At 71.4% G+C, this 16134-nt stretch carries 16 protein-coding genes and 1 pseudogene; 2 read left to right on the plus strand and 15 right to left on the minus strand.

What is annotated here, in order from left to right:
• Window positions 1–7 precede the first annotated feature (7 nt).
• The 8 genes from ACIRP7_RS15230 to ACIRP7_RS15265 all read right to left on the minus strand — a co-directional run bounded on the left by ACIRP7_RS15230 (window position 8) and on the right by ACIRP7_RS15265 (window position 9295).
• The gene (locus tag ACIRP7_RS15230; protein ID WP_403658515.1) at window positions 8–1705 is read right to left on the minus strand and encodes a flavin monoamine oxidase family protein; all 1698 of its coding nucleotides are present in this window, start codon (window positions 1703–1705) and stop codon (window positions 8–10) included.
• Between the two features lie 31 nt (window positions 1706–1736).
• Complete coding sequence (locus tag ACIRP7_RS15235) at window positions 1737–2525, minus strand: carbon-nitrogen hydrolase family protein (RefSeq protein WP_403658518.1); 789 nt, start codon at window positions 2523–2525, stop codon at window positions 1737–1739.
• 116 nt (window positions 2526–2641) lie between these two features.
• Window positions 2642–3865, minus strand: a complete 1224-nt coding sequence (locus tag ACIRP7_RS15240) for an MFS transporter (protein ID WP_403658521.1) — start codon at window positions 3863–3865, stop codon at window positions 2642–2644.
• Window positions 3866–3970: 105 nt separating this feature from the next.
• A complete protein-coding gene (locus tag ACIRP7_RS15245) occupies window positions 3971–5383 on the minus strand; it encodes an HAD-IA family hydrolase (RefSeq protein WP_403658524.1) in 1413 nt (470 codons plus the stop codon).
• 20 nt (window positions 5384–5403) lie between these two features.
• Window positions 5404–6453, minus strand: a complete 1050-nt coding sequence (locus ACIRP7_RS15250) for an ABC transporter ATP-binding protein (RefSeq protein ID WP_403658527.1) — start codon at window positions 6451–6453, stop codon at window positions 5404–5406.
• A gap of 3 nt (window positions 6454–6456) precedes the next feature.
• A complete protein-coding gene (locus tag ACIRP7_RS15255; RefSeq protein ID WP_403658530.1) occupies window positions 6457–7269 on the minus strand; it encodes an ABC transporter permease in 813 nt (270 codons plus the stop codon).
• Window positions 7257–8153, minus strand: coding sequence for an ABC transporter permease (locus tag ACIRP7_RS15260; RefSeq protein WP_403658533.1), 897 nt, complete (start codon window positions 8151–8153; stop codon window positions 7257–7259). The genes ACIRP7_RS15255 and ACIRP7_RS15260 overlap by 13 nt, the downstream gene beginning before the upstream one ends.
• Entirely contained in the window at window positions 8150–9295 is a 1146-nt protein-coding gene (locus ACIRP7_RS15265) for an ABC transporter substrate-binding protein (RefSeq protein WP_403658536.1), read from the minus strand. Before ACIRP7_RS15265 ends, ACIRP7_RS15260 begins: the two co-directional genes overlap by 4 nt.
• 211 nt (window positions 9296–9506) lie before the next feature.
• Between ACIRP7_RS15265 and ACIRP7_RS15270 the strand changes: the two genes are divergently transcribed.
• Window positions 9507–10247, plus strand: coding sequence for a GntR family transcriptional regulator (locus tag ACIRP7_RS15270; protein ID WP_403658539.1), 741 nt, complete (start codon window positions 9507–9509; stop codon window positions 10245–10247).
• Between the two features lie 103 nt (window positions 10248–10350).
• Window positions 10351–10825, plus strand: a pseudogene (locus tag ACIRP7_RS15275) (hypothetical protein).
• On the opposite strand, the gene ACIRP7_RS15280 reads toward ACIRP7_RS15275, so the two are convergent.
• The 7 genes from ACIRP7_RS15280 to ACIRP7_RS15310 form a co-directional block, all read right to left on the minus strand.
• On the minus strand, window positions 10794–11246 hold the full coding sequence (locus ACIRP7_RS15280) for an Lrp/AsnC family transcriptional regulator (RefSeq protein ID WP_007380661.1): 453 nt from the start codon (window positions 11244–11246) through the stop codon (window positions 10794–10796). The pseudogene ACIRP7_RS15275 and the gene ACIRP7_RS15280 overlap by 32 nt on opposite strands.
• 10 nt (window positions 11247–11256) lie before the next feature.
• Window positions 11257–12714 carry an amino acid permease gene (locus ACIRP7_RS15285; protein WP_403658542.1) on the minus strand — a complete coding sequence of 486 codons (1458 nt, stop codon included), beginning with the start codon at window positions 12712–12714 and terminating at the stop codon, window positions 11257–11259.
• A 157-nt stretch (window positions 12715–12871) separates the two neighbouring features.
• Window positions 12872–13258 carry a hypothetical protein gene (locus ACIRP7_RS15290; protein ID WP_403658545.1) on the minus strand — a complete coding sequence of 129 codons (387 nt, stop codon included), beginning with the start codon at window positions 13256–13258 and terminating at the stop codon, window positions 12872–12874.
• Window positions 13255–13788 (minus strand): GNAT family N-acetyltransferase, encoded by a 534-nt coding sequence (locus ACIRP7_RS15295; protein WP_403658548.1) that lies wholly within the window; start codon window positions 13786–13788, stop codon window positions 13255–13257. Before ACIRP7_RS15295 ends, ACIRP7_RS15290 begins: the two co-directional genes overlap by 4 nt.
• Before the next feature lie 72 nt (window positions 13789–13860).
• Window positions 13861–15303 carry a GuaB1 family IMP dehydrogenase-related protein gene (locus ACIRP7_RS15300; protein ID WP_403659553.1) on the minus strand — a complete coding sequence of 481 codons (1443 nt, stop codon included), beginning with the start codon at window positions 15301–15303 and terminating at the stop codon, window positions 13861–13863.
• 132 nt (window positions 15304–15435) lie between these two features.
• Window positions 15436–15738: a barstar family protein gene (locus tag ACIRP7_RS15305; RefSeq protein ID WP_403658551.1), complete on the minus strand. Its 303-nt coding sequence runs from the start codon at window positions 15736–15738 to the stop codon at window positions 15436–15438.
• Window positions 15735–16103, minus strand: a complete 369-nt coding sequence (locus tag ACIRP7_RS15310; RefSeq protein ID WP_403658554.1) for a ribonuclease domain-containing protein — start codon at window positions 16101–16103, stop codon at window positions 15735–15737. Before ACIRP7_RS15310 ends, ACIRP7_RS15305 begins: the two co-directional genes overlap by 4 nt.
• Between the last annotated feature and the right edge of the window lie 31 nt (window positions 16104–16134).

Here is a 16134-nt window from a genome sequence, read left to right on the forward strand (position 1 = left end):
CCGGGGTCTAGTCCTCCGGCAGCTCCACCGGTGCGATCTCCTCGTACACGTCCCCCGGCCCCGGGTTGCTCGCGTCGGTCTCGCCGCCGAAGTGGTGCATGACGCCCCAGACCGCGTTCAGGGCCGTCTGGATCGCGCCCTCGGCCCAGCCCGCCGTCCAGGAGATGTCGTCGCCGGCGAGGAAGATGCCCCGCTTGTCCTCGGGCAGCGCGTCCTGCATGAAGTGGGTGAACAGGCGCCGCTGGTAGCGGTAGTGGCCGGGCAGGTTGGCCTTGAACGCGCCCATGAAGTAGGGCTCGTTCTCCCAGGAGACCGTCACCGGGCTGCCGATGATGTGCTTGCGGATGTCGACCTTGGGATAGATCTCGCCGAGCGACTTCAGCATCACCTCCATCCGCTCGTTCGCGGACAGCGGCAGCCACTTCAGACTGTCGTCGCACCAGGTGTAGGAGAGGCAGATGACGGCGGGCTTGTCCGGGCCGTCGTCGAGGAGGTAAGTCCCGCGCGTCATACGGTCGGTGAGGGTCATCGACATGACGTCCCGGCCCGTCTCCTCGTCCTTGTCCAGCCAGAACGGCCGGTCGACCGGGACGAAGAGCTTCGACGACTCCATGTAGTGGGTGCGCTCGATCGCCGTCCAGTGGTCGATCGGGAAGAGCGAGTCGTCGCAGGCGATCTTGGAGAGCAGCATCCAGGACTGCGCGGTGAAGATCGCCGCCGGATAGGTGCGGATGTCTCCCCGGGCGTCCGTCACGGTGATCCGGTTGCCGGCCGTGCGGTGCAGACGGGTCACGGCCGGGCGGGGCTCACCATCGACGTGCAACGACTTCAACGACGTCCCGTACGGCCAGTGCACGATCTTCTCCGGCTCGCGCTCCCACAGCCTGAGCGGCAGCTGCTGGGAACCGCCGACGATCCCGCGGTGGTGGTCGTCGGCCTCGGTGTAGACGACGCGCAGGATCTCCAGGATGGAGTTGGGGAAGTCGGTGTCCCAGCCGCCGGTGCCGAAGCCGACCTGGCCGAAGATCTCGCGGTGCCGGAAGGACTTGAAGGCCTCGGAGTCGCAGAGGAAACCGTAGAAGGTCTGGTTGTCGAGCTTCTCGACGAGCCGTGCCCAGATCTCGCGGATGCGCGGCACGTCCCGCTCGCGCAGGGCGCGGTTCATGTCGGTGAAGTCGGCGCCCTCCTCGAGGCACCTGTTCCAGGCCTCGGCGACATCGCGGTAGACCTGCGGGAGATCGGCGATGGTCTCGGCGTAGTGGGACTCGCCCTTGAGGTCGACGACCGTCGAAGGGGTGGTCTCCGCAAGGGGGTTGGGGAAAGGGCGGGTCTCAAGGCCCACGAGGTCGATGTAGTGCTGGAGGGCGGTGGAGGAGGGCGGGAAGCGCATCGCGCCCATCTCCGCGGTCAGCGTGGGGTCACAGCCCTCGAAGCCCACGGTCCGCAGCCGTCCGCCGATCCGGTCGGCCTCGTACACGACCGGCTTGAGGCCCATCTTCATCAGCTCGTACGCGGCCACGATCCCGGAGAGACCGCCGCCGATCACCGCGATCTCGGTGCCGTGCTCGGTCGCCGGTATCTGTCCTAGGCCCGCCGGGTGGGCGAGGAAGTCGTCGTAGGCGTAAGGGAAGTCCGGTCCGAACATGGTGATCGGCGGCTGCTGCTCGTCTGCGTGCTCGACGGCGTTGGGCACGGTGGACGTCATGGGGTACGGACTCCTTGAAGCAGGGGGTGGTTCAGACGAGGGACCCGTAGAGGCCGGGCCTGCGGTCCGCCAGGTACGGGTTCGCCTCACGGGAGGCGGCGAGGAACGCGGGGTCGGCGTCGGCGAACACCAGTTCCTCACCGCGTCCGGCGCGGGCACGGGCCACCCCGTCGGGGCCGGCCAGCACGGAGAGCCCGACGAACTCGAACTCCTCTTCCGGGCCGACCCGGTTGACGTAGGCGACGTACAGCTGGTTCTCCCAGGCGCGCACCGGCACGAGGGACTCGGCGACGAACTGGAAGGGGTGCATCTGGGCCGTCGGCACGATGAGGAGGTCGGTGCCGGCGAGGGCGTGGGCGCGGACGTTCTCCGGGAACTCGACGTCGTAGCAGATCATGAGGCCGACGGTGAGACCGGCCACCTCGGCCTGGACGACCGGCTGTTCGCCCGGCTCGAAGTGGTCGCGCTCGAAGCAGCCGAAGAGGTGGGTCTTGCGGTAGTTGGCGAGCCGGGTGCCGTCGGCGGAGATCAGCTGGGCGGAGTTGAAGACGGATCCGCCGGCCAGTTCGGGATAGCCGTAGGCGATCGCGACGCCGTGCTGGGAGGCGATCTCCGCGACCGCGTCCGCCGACTCCCCGTCGGCCGCCTCGGCGAGGCGGGCGACGTCATCGCCGATCGCGTATCCGGTGAGGAACATCTCGGGTGCGGCCAGCAGCGCGGCGCCCGCGGCGGCGGCCCGGCCCGCGGCCTCGTCGAGGACCTTGAGGTTCCCCTCGACGGAGCCGGGGCGGCCGGAGCTCTGGAGCAGGGCGGTGCGCATGCGTGATCCTCACCGGGCGGAAGGTGGATGTGGGGGCCACATGGAGGGGCCATGTAGACGGTACGGGCGGCTCACCAGGGGGGACAAGGAGAAGCCGTTGCGCGCCGGTAAGCGTTTCATTGCGTACGAGCACGCTCCTGCGGCGATTCGTTGCGCGGACGCCTGCTCGCCCGGCTCAGCACCAGCGCCGTCACCAGATACGGCACCGACAGGACCACGAACACCGTGCTGTGCGCCATGGACGCCCCGAGCAGGGTGTACACGCCGAACACGGCGACCGTGACCAGTTCCGTGCCCAGGCTCGCCACCGAGGTGAGGGTGGCCCGGCGGGCGTCGTCGATGCGGTGCTGGAGGCGGACGTCGGCGAGCACCTCGGCCAGCTGGAAGCCGGCGAAGGCGAGGCCGACGAGAGCGATGCCGGCCGGGGTGCGGACTCCGGCGCCCACGGCCAGGGCGAGCGCGGCGCCCGCGATCAGGGCGGCGAGGCCCCGGGTGCCGAGGCGCTCGGCGGGGCCGGCGAACAGGCTGCCGACGGTCACGGCCGCCCAGACCAGCAGGACCAGGTAGGGCACGGTCGCGTCGGCCACGCCGAGGTCGCGGATCAACAGCGAGACGTACTCGTCGAGCGCGCCCCACACCGCGGCGACGGCCGGCACGAGCAGCAGGGCCCACTGGACGGACCGGTCCCCGCGGGCCTCGTCGAGTCCGGCCCGCAGGGTCGCCGACCAGCGGGTGCTCCCCTTCCCGGCCGGTACCCGGTGTTCCGGGAGCCGGGTCGCCGTCGCCGCGGCCAGCAGACAGGCCAGGACGCTCGCGGAGCCCACGGCCCGGTAGCCGCCCAGCGCGAGGACCGGTCCGGCGAGGCCCATCGCCACGACCGTGCCCAGCAGCCGTGCCGCCCGGGTCCGCCCCATCACGCGCGCGTACCGCTCGGCGGCTCCGAGCCGCTCCAGCTCGTCGTAGACCAGGGCTTCCAGCGAGCCGGAGCCGAGCGCGCCTCCGGCTCCCCACAGGACGAAGCCCAGCGCGAAGGCGCCGTACGACGGCACGGTCACCCACAGTGCGAAGCCGGCGGCCGTGAGCAGCGGGCCGATCCACAGCAGTCGGCGCCGCGAGACGGTGTCGGCCCAGGCGCCGGAGGGCACCTCCAGGACGACGGCCGTGAGGGACCACAGGGCGAACAGTGAGGAGATCTGCCAGAGCGGCAGACCGGTGTCGGCGAACAGCAGCGCGTACACCGGGTAGAGCAGCACGAGGTCGTCGAGGAACGCGTAGCCGTACAGCGTGGTCGTCAGCCGGCGGACGCCGGTCGCGGGCACACGTGCGCGTGAGAGTGTCATGGGGCCTTCCCTGAAGGGCGGTTCGGACGTCGTGGGTACGGCGTCCGAGGCGGCCCTCGGGAGGCACGGCTGGTGGATCAATGTCGCCGGGTCATGGCACCGATGCTAGACAGTCGCGGGCCCGCTGCCCAGCGAAAATGTGGTGATCACCGCGGCGTGGTCGGACGGCCAGTCGTTGTCCCCGACATCCGGCCAGGTCCGCGGGGTGCCGCTGACGTAGGTGCGCGAGTCGAGAACCCGCAGACCGCGGTGGAGGACGAAGTCGATCCGGTCCTGCGGCTCCGGCCCGGCGTGGACCGGGGACCAGGTGTGACCGGGCTCCCGTACGGGATCGGGGTGCGCCTGCCGGTAGGAGTCGGCGAAGCCCGCCTCCTCGGCCGCTCTGGTCACCGGCCACTCGGCGTCCGGGCGGTCGAGGTGGGAGGGGCAGTTGAAGTCCCCGACGAGGACGGCGGGCTCGGCCTCGCCGACGCGGCGCAGGGTCTCCCGCAGCTGCGTGAGCCGCACCTCCTCGTGAGCGGCCGGATCCCCGGTGGCCGCGTAGGGCCCGTACGCCTCGGAGTCCAGGTGGACCGTCCACACGTCGACCTCCCGCTCCCCTACGGCGATGCGCGCGCCGGCCGCCCCGTAGAAACCGACGTCCGGGTCGCCCAGCACGGCCGTGACCGGGAAGCGGCTGATGATGCCGAGGTTCGTCCCGGCACGGTGGTGGTGCCAGCCGAGCGCCTCGGCGAGTTCCTCGGCGGCGGTGCCGTACGTCTCCTGGAGCCCGACGACGTCCACGTCGGTCTCGGCGATGACCTTGAGCTGCTTGGCCCGGTGGTCGTGGACCTTGGTGCCGCCGTACCAGAGGTTCCAGGTCATCACGCGGAGCCGGTGCGGCAGCAGGGCGCGGAGCCCGTCGACGGTGGCGCCCGCCAGGCTGGCCAGTACGGTCCGGCCGGGCGCGGCCTCTATGGGGGCGAGCGAGGGCACGGCGAGCACCGCGCAGCCCGCCGCTTCCGCCGAGGCGACGCCGGTCTCCGTGTCCTCCACGGCCAGGCAGACCGCCGGATCGACGCCCAGGGCCCGGCACGCGGCGAGGTAGGGGTCGGGGGCCGGCTTGGTGTGCGGCGTGTCGTCGGCGGTGACGGAGACCGCGAAGCGATCGGCGCCGAGAGTGTCGAGCACGGTGTCGGCGACGGCCCGGGGGGACGCGGTCACCAGAGCCGTGGGGACGCCCTCCCGGGCCAGGGCGTCGAGCAGGTCGAGGGCGCCGGGGCGGGGCACGATGCCGGTGCGGACGCGGTCCGCGAACTCCCGGTGGAGGGTGTCGGCGAGGTCCGCGGCCGGGGCGCCCGTGGCCGTGGCCAGCCAGGCGGCCGTGTGCTCGACCGGGCGGCCGAGCACATCGGGCCGGTCCTCCTCGGTCAGGGCCCGTCCGGCGACCTGCTCCACCGCCTCCCACCACAGCCGCTCGGTGTCGACGAGCGTGCCGTCCATGTCGAACAGGACGGCCTGCAGGGGGAGTCGGTTCACGGGTGCCTCTTTCTGGAAGATCAGGACGTACGCTCGGCCACGAGCACCGGCCGCTCGGGCAGCGACACGTTCACCGCGGCGCCGGCGGTGAGCGCGGCGGCCTCGTGCGCGGGCAGGTCGGCCTTGGCCTCGGTGCCGTCGGCGAGCCGGACGGTGACGCGGACGGCCGCGCCCAGGAAGGACATGGCGATCACCCGGGACTTCCCGTCGGCCTCGGCCTTCACTCGCACGGCCTCCGGCCGCACCAGCACATCGACCTCGGTCGCGGACGGCACCGGGCCGTCGACCGGCAGCCGCTGCCCGAGCACGTCGACCGTGTCCTGGACGAGCCGGCCCGGAATCCGGCTCATCGTGCCCACGAACTCGGCGACGAAGGCGGTGGCGGGACGGCCGTACAACTCACTCGGTGGCGCGCACTGTTCGAGCCGGCCGGCGTGCATCACGGCGACCCGGTCCGCCATGGACAGGGCCTCCTCCTGGTCGTGGGTGACGAACAGGGTGGTGATGCCGAGCTCCTGCTGGAGCCGCCGGATCTCCTCGCGGAGGCTGAGCCGCACCTTGGCGTCCAGCGCCGACAGGGGCTCGTCGAGCAGCAGTACGCGCGGGCGCAGGGCGAGCGCGCGGGCCAGCGCGACCCGCTGTTGCTGGCCGCCGGAGAGCTGGTGCGGGAACCGGCCGCCCTTGTCGGCGAGCCCGACGAGGTCCAGCAACTCGGCGGCACGGGAGCGCCGTTCGGCGGTGCGGACCCTGCGCATCCGCAGTCCGAAGGCCACGTTGTCGAGGGCGTCGAGATGCGGGAAGAGGCTGTACGACTGGAAGACCATTCCGGCGTCCCGGCGGTGGGCCGGCACCCGGGTCACGTCCTCGCCGTCCACCAGCACCTCGCCGGAGTCGGGGTGTTCGAAGCCGGCGAGCATCCGCAGAGCGGTGGTCTTGCCGCAGCCGGACGGGCCGAGCAGGGCGAGCAGTTCACCCGGCCGGGCGGTCAGGTCGAGTCCGTCGAGAGCGACGGTCGGACCGAACTCCCGCCTGAGGCCCCGGAATTCGACAGTGGCAGCTGATTCAGGCATGGGTCATCCCCGGGAGGTAGTTCGGGTGCGGCCGCCGAAGCCGGCCAGGACGAGGAGCAGCACCCACGTCACGAGCAGGCTGAGCACGGACACGGCGACGGACAACTGGGCCTGCGAGCCGCTGACGTTGACGATCCACACGGCGAAGGGCTGGAAGCCCAGCAGCTGGGCCACGGTGAACTCGCCGAGCACCAGGGCCAGGGTGAGGAAGGAGGCGTTGAGCAGGGCGCCGCGCAGGTTGGGCAGGATGGCCCGGACCAGGGCCTGCGGCCAGCCGGCACCGCAGCTGCGGGCGGCCTCGACGAGGGTGCGGACGTCGATCGCGCGCAGCCCCGCGTCCAGGGCCCGGTAGACGAAGGGCAGCGCCATCACGACGTAGGCCAGGACCAGGATGAACGGGAAGTCGGGGTTCTGGACGGCCACGAAGGTCTCGAACAGGGGGGTGCGGGAGAGGTGGTCGGGGCCCCACTTGAGGACCGTGCCGATGCCGGCGACGAACGCGATCGGCGGGACGACCAGCGGCAGCGAGCACACCACCTCGACGAGGGGCCGCAGCCGGGGTGCGCCGAGCCGCAGCGCGACCATGGCGGGCACCATCAGCAGCAGGACGACCGCGATGGTGGTCAGGGCCAGCTCAAGCGAGAGCAGCAGGCTGGAGACGAAGCCGTCGGTGGAGAAGATCTGGGTGTAGGCGTCGAAGGTGATGCCCTGGCCCGGCACGTCGACGGTGAAGACGACGGAGGCGGCCAGCGGCACCAGGAAGTACAGGCCGGCGAGGCCGAGCACACCCCACCGCCACAGGTTCAGGCGAGCCATCGCGCGCTCCTCCGCTGCAGGGGCAGGTACACGGCCATGACCAGGCCCGCGACCAGGACCATGTCGAGGCTGAGGGCCAGGGCCACGTTCTCCTGGCCGACCAGCACGTTGCCGGAGATGGCGTCGGCGATCTGGAGGGTGACGAGCGGGATGGAGCTGCCCACCATCGCGGCGGCGGTGGCGTAGGCGGCGAAGGCGCTGCCGAAGAGCAGTACGAACCCGCCGAGCAGCGTGGGCAGCAGGACGGGCAGGGCGACGAACCGCCAGTACTGCATGCCCGTTGCCCCGTTGTTCTGCGCGGCCTCGCGCCACTGGACGCGCAGCCCGTCGAGGGCGGGCGTGATGGTGAGGACCATGAGGGGAATCAGGAAGTACAGGTAGACGATCACCAGGCCCCAGAAGCTGTAGAGGTCCCAGCCCTTGTCGGCGAGGCCGAACTGCCGGGTCAGGACACCGGCGTTGCCGAGCGTGGCGACGAAGGCGAAGGCCAGCGGCACGCCACCGAAGTTGGCGAGGACCCCGGACGCGGTGAGCACGGCCTCGCGCAGGGCGCGGAAGCGGGAGGTCACCACGGCCTGGGCGAGCGGCAGCCCGACCAGGGTGGCGAGGGCGGCGGACACGGCCGACAGCTTCACGCTGCCGAGCAGCGCGGTGAGGTACGCGCCCTTGAGGGAGGCCGTCAGGTTGTCGAGGGTGTACGAAGTCGCCCCGGTGGCCGGGTTCTTGGCGGTGAAGGCGCCGTCGAGCATGGCGACGGCGGGCAGCCCGAAGGCAACCGCGACGAACGCGAGCAGCGGGACGACCGCGACCCAGCCGAGGGACCGGCGCCGCCGCTTCGCGCGAGCGGCGGGCGCCGTGTCCACCCGTACGGCGGTGGCCGTCATCCGGAGACGGCCTTCGCCCAGCCCTGTCCGAGGACCGTCTTGGCCTTGTCCTGCTGGGCCTCGGTCGGGAACTTGGGCGTTCCGGAGACCGCGGGCAGCTTGGCCGCGGCGGCCTTGTCGAGGGTGCCGGCCTTGTCCATGGCGGTCATCAGGGCCGGGCGGGCGTACCCCTTGAGCCAGAGGTTCTGGCCCTCGGCGCTGTACAGGTACTCCTGCCACAGGCGGGCGGCCGCGGGGTGCGGGGCGTCCTTGTTGACGGCCTGGGAGTAGTACTGCGAGAACTGGCCGTCGCTCGGGACCGTGACCTTCCAGTCGACACCCTTGGACTTGAACTCGTCGGCGTACCCGGCGTTCAGGTAGTCCCAGTCGATGCTGATCGGCGTCTCGCCCTTCTCGACGGTGGCCGGGGTGGACTCGACGGGCGTGTAGTTGCCGTTCTTCTTCAGCTTGGCGAAGAAGTCCAGGCCGGGCTGGATGTCGTCGAAGGACCCCCCGTTCGCCAGCGCGGCCGCGTAGACGCCGCCGAAGGCCGAACCGGACTTGGTGGGGTTGCCGTTGAGGGCGACCTGGCCCTTGTACTGGGGCTTGAGCAGGTCGGCGAAGGTGGTGGGGCAGGTCTTGACCCGCTTGGCGTCGCAGCCGATGGAGACGTAGCCGCCGTAGTCGTTGTACCAGCGGGCCTGCGGGTCCTTCTGCCCGGTCGGGATGTCGCCGTACGACGACACCTTGTACGGCGCGAGCAGGCCCTGCTGGGCGGCGCTGATCGCGAAGGAGCTGCCGAGGTCGAGCACGTCGGGCGCCCGGGTCTGGCCCTTGCGCGAGGTCACGGCGTTGATCTCGTCCTGGCTGGAGCCGTCGGGGTTCTCGACGGCGACCTTGATGCCGTACTTCTTCCGGAAGCCGTCGATGAGTGCGCCGTAGTTGGCCCAGTCGCGGGGCAGCGCGATGGCGTTGAGCGTGCCCTCCTTCTTCGCGGCGGCGACCAGTTTGTCCATGCCGCCGAAGTCGGCGGCGGAGGTGGCGGTGGCGGCGTTCTTGCCGTCGGCGGTGGTCGACGCGTTGTCGGGGGCGGCGCCGCAGGCGCTCAGGGCGAGGGCGGCGAGAACACCGAGGGCGGCTGTTCTCGGCAGGGACACGGTCACGGCTTCTCCAGGGGACGCGCGAGGGTGGAGCCAAACGGAGAGAACTTGTCTGAACAAGTTGGCCTCAGTAAGGCCGCCGCTGGTGTCCTGTCGGTAAACACTGGCGAAACGATGGCCCCTGAATTCCCGCACAGTCAGGACTTCTCCGAGCCGCCCGGGATGTCGACTACGCTGGTCACGCTGTGCACAGCGACCGACTCAGAGGGGAAGCATGGGGGCGCGACACGAGGAGATCGCCGACGAACTGCGCCGGGCGATCGACCGCGAGGAGTACACCGTCGGCAGTCTGCTGCCCGCCGAGACGGAGCTCGCGGCGCACTACGGCGTCTCGCGCGGCACGGTCCGCCAGGCGGTCGCGGCGCTCACGGCCGAGGGCCTCATCGGCTCCCGCCAGGGCGCCCGGCGGGTGGTGCTGACCAGCCGCCGCAGCCAGAGCTTCGCCGAACTGCGGAGCTTCGCCGAGTGGGCGCGGGCGATGGGGCGCCGGGCGACGGGCCGTGTGGTGGCGCAGGAGTCCCGGCCGGCCTCCAAGGAGGATTCGGTACGCCTCCAACTGACCGTCGGGACCCCGGTGTTGCACGTCCTTCGGGTGCGCGGCCTGGACGGCGAACCGGTGTTGCTGGAGCGGACGGTGTACGCCGACTGGATCTCGCCGACCGTGCAGGCCATCGAGCCCGAGTGCCCCTCGGTCACTCAACGCCTGTACGACGACACGGGGTTGATCTTCGCCTACGGGGAGCACGTCATCGACGCGGTGGCGGCGGGGGCGCGGGACGCGGAGCTGCTGGGAGTCCGCCGCACGAGTCCGCTCCTGCGGGTCCGCCGGGTGACCACCACCCGGGAGGGCCGCCCGGTCGAGTGGTCGGACGACCGCTACCGTTCGGACGCGGTGAGCTTCAGCGTGCACAACTCGATCGGCAACAACGCGCTGGCCCGCAAGACCGCGGAGTAGGCCCGCGCTGTCGGATGTGCGGGGCCACCCTGCGGAGGGGCGACGGCGAAGGCGTTCTCCTCGCACGCGTACGGTCGTACCGCCACCCGCGACGGAGGTTCCCGTGGACAACGCCGCACTCCCCCGGATCGACGAGCACGCGACGCTGGTCGCGGCCCGCGCCGACGATGTCTGGCAGGCGCTCGGCGAGACCCTGGAGCAGTCCTTCGGCCGCCCCCGCTACGCCCGTCTCGTGGGCGTCGCCGACCGTACGGCGTCCGGGCCGCGGCCCCTCGCCGGGGGGCTCGGCCCTTCCCGGGTTCCGGGTGGCCGACGCGGTCCCGGGACGACAGCTGGTCCTCGTCGGCCGCCACCACTTCTCGACGTACGCCCTGGTCTTCCGCATGGAGGAGGCCGAAGGTGGCCGCACGCGGCTGCGGGCCGAGAGCCGGGCCCGGTTCCCCGGACCCGGCGGTGCTCTCTACCGGCTGCTGGTCATCTCGTCCGGGGCGCACGCCCTGCTCACCGGGCGCCTGGTGGCCGCGGTCCGGCGCCGCGCCGAGCGGCTCAGGTGGGCGAGCCCGACGAGAAGCGCCTGAGCAGCGGGGAGAGGACCAGCACCGACTTGGTGCGCTCCACGAACGGCTCGCCCGCGATCCGTTCCAGGACGCGTTCGAAGTGCCTCATGTCGGAGGCGAAGACCTGCACGACCGCGTCGGCCTCGCCGGTGACGGTGGAGGCGGCCACGACCTCCTGGTAGCGCTCCAGGCCCCGCTGGATGGTCTCCGGGGAGGTGTTGCGCCGGCAGTAGATCTCGACGAACCCCTCGGTCTCCCAGCCGAGGGCCGCCGGGTCCACCCGTACGGTGAATCCGGTGATGGCCCCGGTGGCACGCAGCCGGTCCACGCGCCGTTTCACGGCGGGCGCGGACAGGCCGACGATCTGCCCGATGTCCGCGTAGGAGCGGCGGGCGTCCTCGGCGAGGGCGTGCACGATGCGTTCGTCGAGATCGTTCAGCACGGTGGGTGGATCAGCCTTCGGATGTTGCGAGTCGGGAACGGCGATGGCCGTATACGAAGTAGAACACGAGCCCGACGGCCATCCAGACCCCGAAGACCACCCAGGTGACGGTGGACAGGCTGCCCATCATCCACACGCAGAAGCCGAAGCCGAGCGCCGGGAAGACGGGCGAGAGCGGGACGCGGAAGGTCCGGGGCATGTCCGGGCGGGTCCGGCGCAGCACCACGACGGCGATGTTGACCAGCGCGAAGGCGAAGAGCGTGCCGATGCTGGTGGCGTCGGCCAGCTGGCCGAGCGGGATCGCCGCGGCCAGCACCCCGCAGAACAGGGACACGATCACTGTGTTGGCACGGGGCGCGCCGGTCTTCGGGTGGACCCGGGAGAACACCTTCGGCACCAGTCCGTCCCGGGACATCGCGAAGAGGATGCGGGTCTGGCCGTAGAGGACGGTCAGGACGACGCTCGCGATGGCGATGACCGCGCAGAACGCCAGCAGGGTGCCCCAGAAGCTCTGTCCGGTGACCTCGCGCATGATCTGGGCGAGCGCGGCCTCGGAGTCGTTGAAGTGCTGCCAGGGCTTCGCGCCGACCGCGACGGCCGCGACCAGGACGTACAGCGCGGTCACGATGACCAGCGACAGCATGATCGCGCGCGGCAGGTCGCGCTGGGCGTCCTTCGCCTCCTCACCGGCCGTGGAGGCGGCGTCGAAGCCGATGTACGAGAAGAAGAGCGTGGCACCGGCCGCGCTGACCCCGGCCATCCCGAGGGGCATGAAGTGCTCGTAGTTGCCCGAGCGGAAGCCCTGGACGCCGATCGCGCAGAACAGCACCAGTGCGGCGATCTTCACGACCACCATGACGGTGTTGGCGCGGGCCGACTCGCGGGCGCCGCCCAGCAGGAAGGCCATGGCGAGCAGGACGACGATCAGCGCCGGGAGGTTGAAGACGCCGCCGTCGCCGGGCGGGGCGGACAGCGCGTCCGGGAGGGTGACGCCGATGGTCCCGTCGAGCAGCTCGTTGAGGTACTCGCCCCAGCCGACGGCCACGGCGGCGACCGAGACGCCGTACTCCAGGACCAGACACCAGCCGCATATCCAGGCGATCAGTTCACCCATGGTTGCGTACGCGTACGAGTACGAGGACCCGGCGACCGGGATGGTGCCGGCGAGCTCGGCGTAGGACAGGGCCGAGAAGAGGGCGGTGAGGCCGGCGATCACGAAGGAGAGGGTGACGGCGGGACCTGCCTTCGGCACCGCCTCGCCCAGCACGACGAAAATGCCGGTGCCGAGGGTGGCGCCGATGCTGATCATCGTCAGCTGCCACAGTCCGAGGGAGCGCCTGAGGGCTCCTCCCTCGCCCTGGCCGCCCTCCGCCACCAGGCGTTCCACCGGCTTGCGCCGCATGAGGCGCGCGCCGAGCGCCGTCGCCCGTGGTGTGCGCTGTCGTGGGGGTGCGCCTTGGTCGAGCACGCGCTGACTCCTTCGTCGCTGCAGGTGAGTACAGCGAAGCACCCTACGAGCCCGGACGTCACAGTCGTAATGCAGCAACCTTGCACGCACTCGCAAGATCGTTGCGTTCCCGGCCGATGGGCGGGCGTTCGTTGCGCGCGCCTGCGACCGGTGTCCGTCAGCGGTCTTCCGGCTCCCCCGCCACGGCCCGCGCCTCAGCCACATCCGCCTCGTCGAACCCCATCCGACCGGGCCTGCCGTACGCCTCCCGCTGGGCGTCGATCCACCGTGTGTGGGCCTCCCACGCGGCCTGTTTGCTGGTGCCCATCGCGGCCCCGATCTGCGACCAGGAGGCGCCGGCCTCGCGGGCCGCGCGCACGGTCAGCTGACGGCCGTAGGACGCCTTGCGGGCCACGACCTCGCTCAGGGCGAGGAGTTCCAGCAGTTCGGCCCGGTCGGGGGCGTCCCTGGCCCCGCCCAGCGCCTCCCGCATGCGCAGCTCGTCGAGCCGGGAGACGGCGGTCAGCAAGGTGTACTGCGGCTCGATGCTCTCGGGTGTCGTCATGCCCCCAGGCTTGCGTCAAGCAGGCTTGACGTCAGGTTGCCTGAGGTGAGTTCTCGAACGAGGAACACGCAGGCGTCGACGCACTCACGGGTCGTGCCGTCGTGCTCCTCGTACGCGTAGCGGTCCAGGTAGTCCGTCACCGGCCGGTAGCCGAGCCGCGCGTACCGGGCGGCCGCGCGCGGGTTGTCCTGCCCGGCGCCGATGCCCACGGTCGTCAGCCCCCGTTCCCGGACCAGCTCCTCGGCGGCCCGGATCAGCTGCGTGCCGATCCCCCGCGAGCGCAGCTCCTCGGGCCAGACCGCGAGGCCGCCGATCTCGGGGCAGTCCCACGTGCCCTCCGGCGCCGCACACCCGATCCAGCGCAGCTCCGTGTGCCCCACGGGCCGCCCGTCCAGCCACGCCACGAGGTAGGTGCGCTCCCCCGCCTCCTGCCGCGCGAACCGCCTGGCGTGGAAGGACGTGGCTCCCGGCGAACCCATGTACCGGTCCAGCAGCGCGACATCGCCGCTCCGGCAGACACTGATCTCCATACGACGACCGTACGGACCGGGAAGGCGGACGGCCCCTGATTTTCAGGCGGGGGCCCCGCACCGCGGACGGACTCAGCTCCAGCTGGCGTGCAGCGGCTTGCCCTCCGCGTAGCCGGCCGCGCTCTGGATGCCGACGACCGACTTCTCGGCGAACTCCTCCAGGGAGCCCGCACCGGCGTAGGTGCAGGAGGAGCGGACGCCCGCGATGATCGAGTCGATCAGGTCCTCGACACCCGGGCGGGCCGGGTCGAGGAACATCCGGGAGGTCGAGATGCCCTCCTCGAACAGCGCCTTGCGGGCCCGGTCGTACGCCGACTCGTCCGACGTGCGGTTGCGCACCGCCCGCGCGGACGCCATGCCGAAGGACTCCTTGTAGAGCCGTCCGCTCGCGTCCTGCTGGAGGTCGCCCGGCGACTCGTAGGTGCCCGCGAACCACGAGCCGATCATCACGTTGGACGCACCGGCGGCCAGCGCCATGGCGACGTCGCGGGGGTGCCGGACACCGCCGTCGGCCCACACGTGCTTGCCGTACTTCTTCGCCTCGGCCGCGCACTCCAGGACCGCCGAGAACTGCGGCCGGCCGACACCGGTCATCATGCGGGTGGTGCACATGGCGCCGGGGCCCACGCCGACCTTGACGATGTCCGCGCCGGCCTCGATCAGGTCCCGCACACCCTCGGCGGCCACGATGTTGCCGGCCACGATCGGGACCTGCGGGTCGAGCGCCCGCACCGTCCTGATCGCGGTGATCATCGACTCCTGATGCCCGTGCGCGGTGTCGATGACGAGCGTGTCGACGCCCGCGTCGAGCAGTTGCTTGGCCTTCTCCGCGAAGTCGCCGTTGATGCCCACGGCGGCGGCGATGCGCAGCCTGCCCTGCGCGTCGACGGCGGGCGTGTAGAGCGTGGCGCGCAGGGCGCCCTTGCGGGTGAGGATGCCGGCGAGGCGGCCCTCCTGGTCCACGGCGGGGGCGTAACGCCGGTTGGCCGCGTCGAGGCGGTTGAAGGCCTCGCGCGGGTCGATGTCCGCGTCGAGCAGCAGCAGGTCGCGCGACATGACTTCGGAGAGCTGCGTGAAACGGTCGACCCCGGACAGGTCCCGGTCGGTGACGACACCGACGGGCCGGCCCGCCTCGTCGACGACCACACCGGCGTTGTGCGCGCGCTTGGGCAGCAGGGCGAGCGCGTCGGCGACGGTCTGGTGCGGGGCCAGCACGATCGGGGTGTCCAGGACGTGGTGGCGGCTCTTCACCCAGGAGACGACCTCGGTGACGACCTCGATCGGGATGTCCTGCGGGATGACCACGAGGCCACCACGGCGGGCCACGGTCTCGGCCATGCGGCGCCCGGCGATGGCGGTCATGTTGGCGACGACCAGCGGGATCGTGGTGCCCGTGCCGTCCGGCGAGCTGAGGTCCACACCCTGCCGCGAGCCGACGGCGCTGCGACTCGGGACCATGAAGACGTCGTCGTACGTCAGGTCGTACGGGGGCTGGATGTCGTTGAGGAAACGCACGTGCTGCACATCCCAGTCGATCAGAGGTGGCCCCCGGACAGGTCAGCCAGGGGGAAAGAGCACGTACTTCATTCTCCCACGCCGGGCGGAACGCCACCCACGGGCGAATCGTCCAGACCGGCCACGGGGGCCCTAGGACGAACCTCCAAGGGCGAGCGCCACGGTGAGTGCCGACGCCTGCGAGAACACCTCGCGCGCGGTCGCCCACTCGTCCGGCCGCACTGCGGCGTACCGGTCCCAGTGCCGTACGAGCACGACGGTCTCCTCGTCGACGCCGTCCCCGGACCACAGGCCCGGGTCGGAGAGGACGTCGGCCAGCGCGTCCCAGTTGCGGCCGAACCAGTCCGGCAGCCGCAGGTCCCGGGCGCAGCGGTCCATCAGGCCCGCCTTGTCCGCGACCCCGTCCAGGTCCAGCGTGACCACGCGTGCCGTCATCTCAGGACCGCCCTGAACGAGTCGTAGTGATCATCGGTGTAGTAGATCTCCCCACCCTGTCCGGTGACGATGCGCCGGGCCCCGCGATCGGGCGAGCCCGGCGTCGGGACGGTGTACTCGTGGTAGTAACCACGCTGGTGCGCGGGCAGCAGCCGCTCGAAGTTCCCGAAGACCGCGCCGTCCTTGGCGTAGGGGAACGGCCCGCCCCTGTCGATGAGTTCGAGGGTCTGCCGGGCCTCGGCCGGGAGCTTCGACTCCTGGACGGAGGCGAGTCCGCCGCCCCGCGAGGGAGCGTTGTCGGTGGCCGAACACCCCGTCAGGACCAGCAGACACAGAAGCATTCGGGAGACGAACCGCAGCAGCATGAACGTGATGCTGCCACGGCCGCCCCGCATG

The sequence above is a fragment of the Streptomyces sp. NPDC102270 genome (assembly GCF_044766405.1).
Lineage (GTDB): Bacteria > Actinomycetota > Actinomycetes > Streptomycetales > Streptomycetaceae > Streptomyces.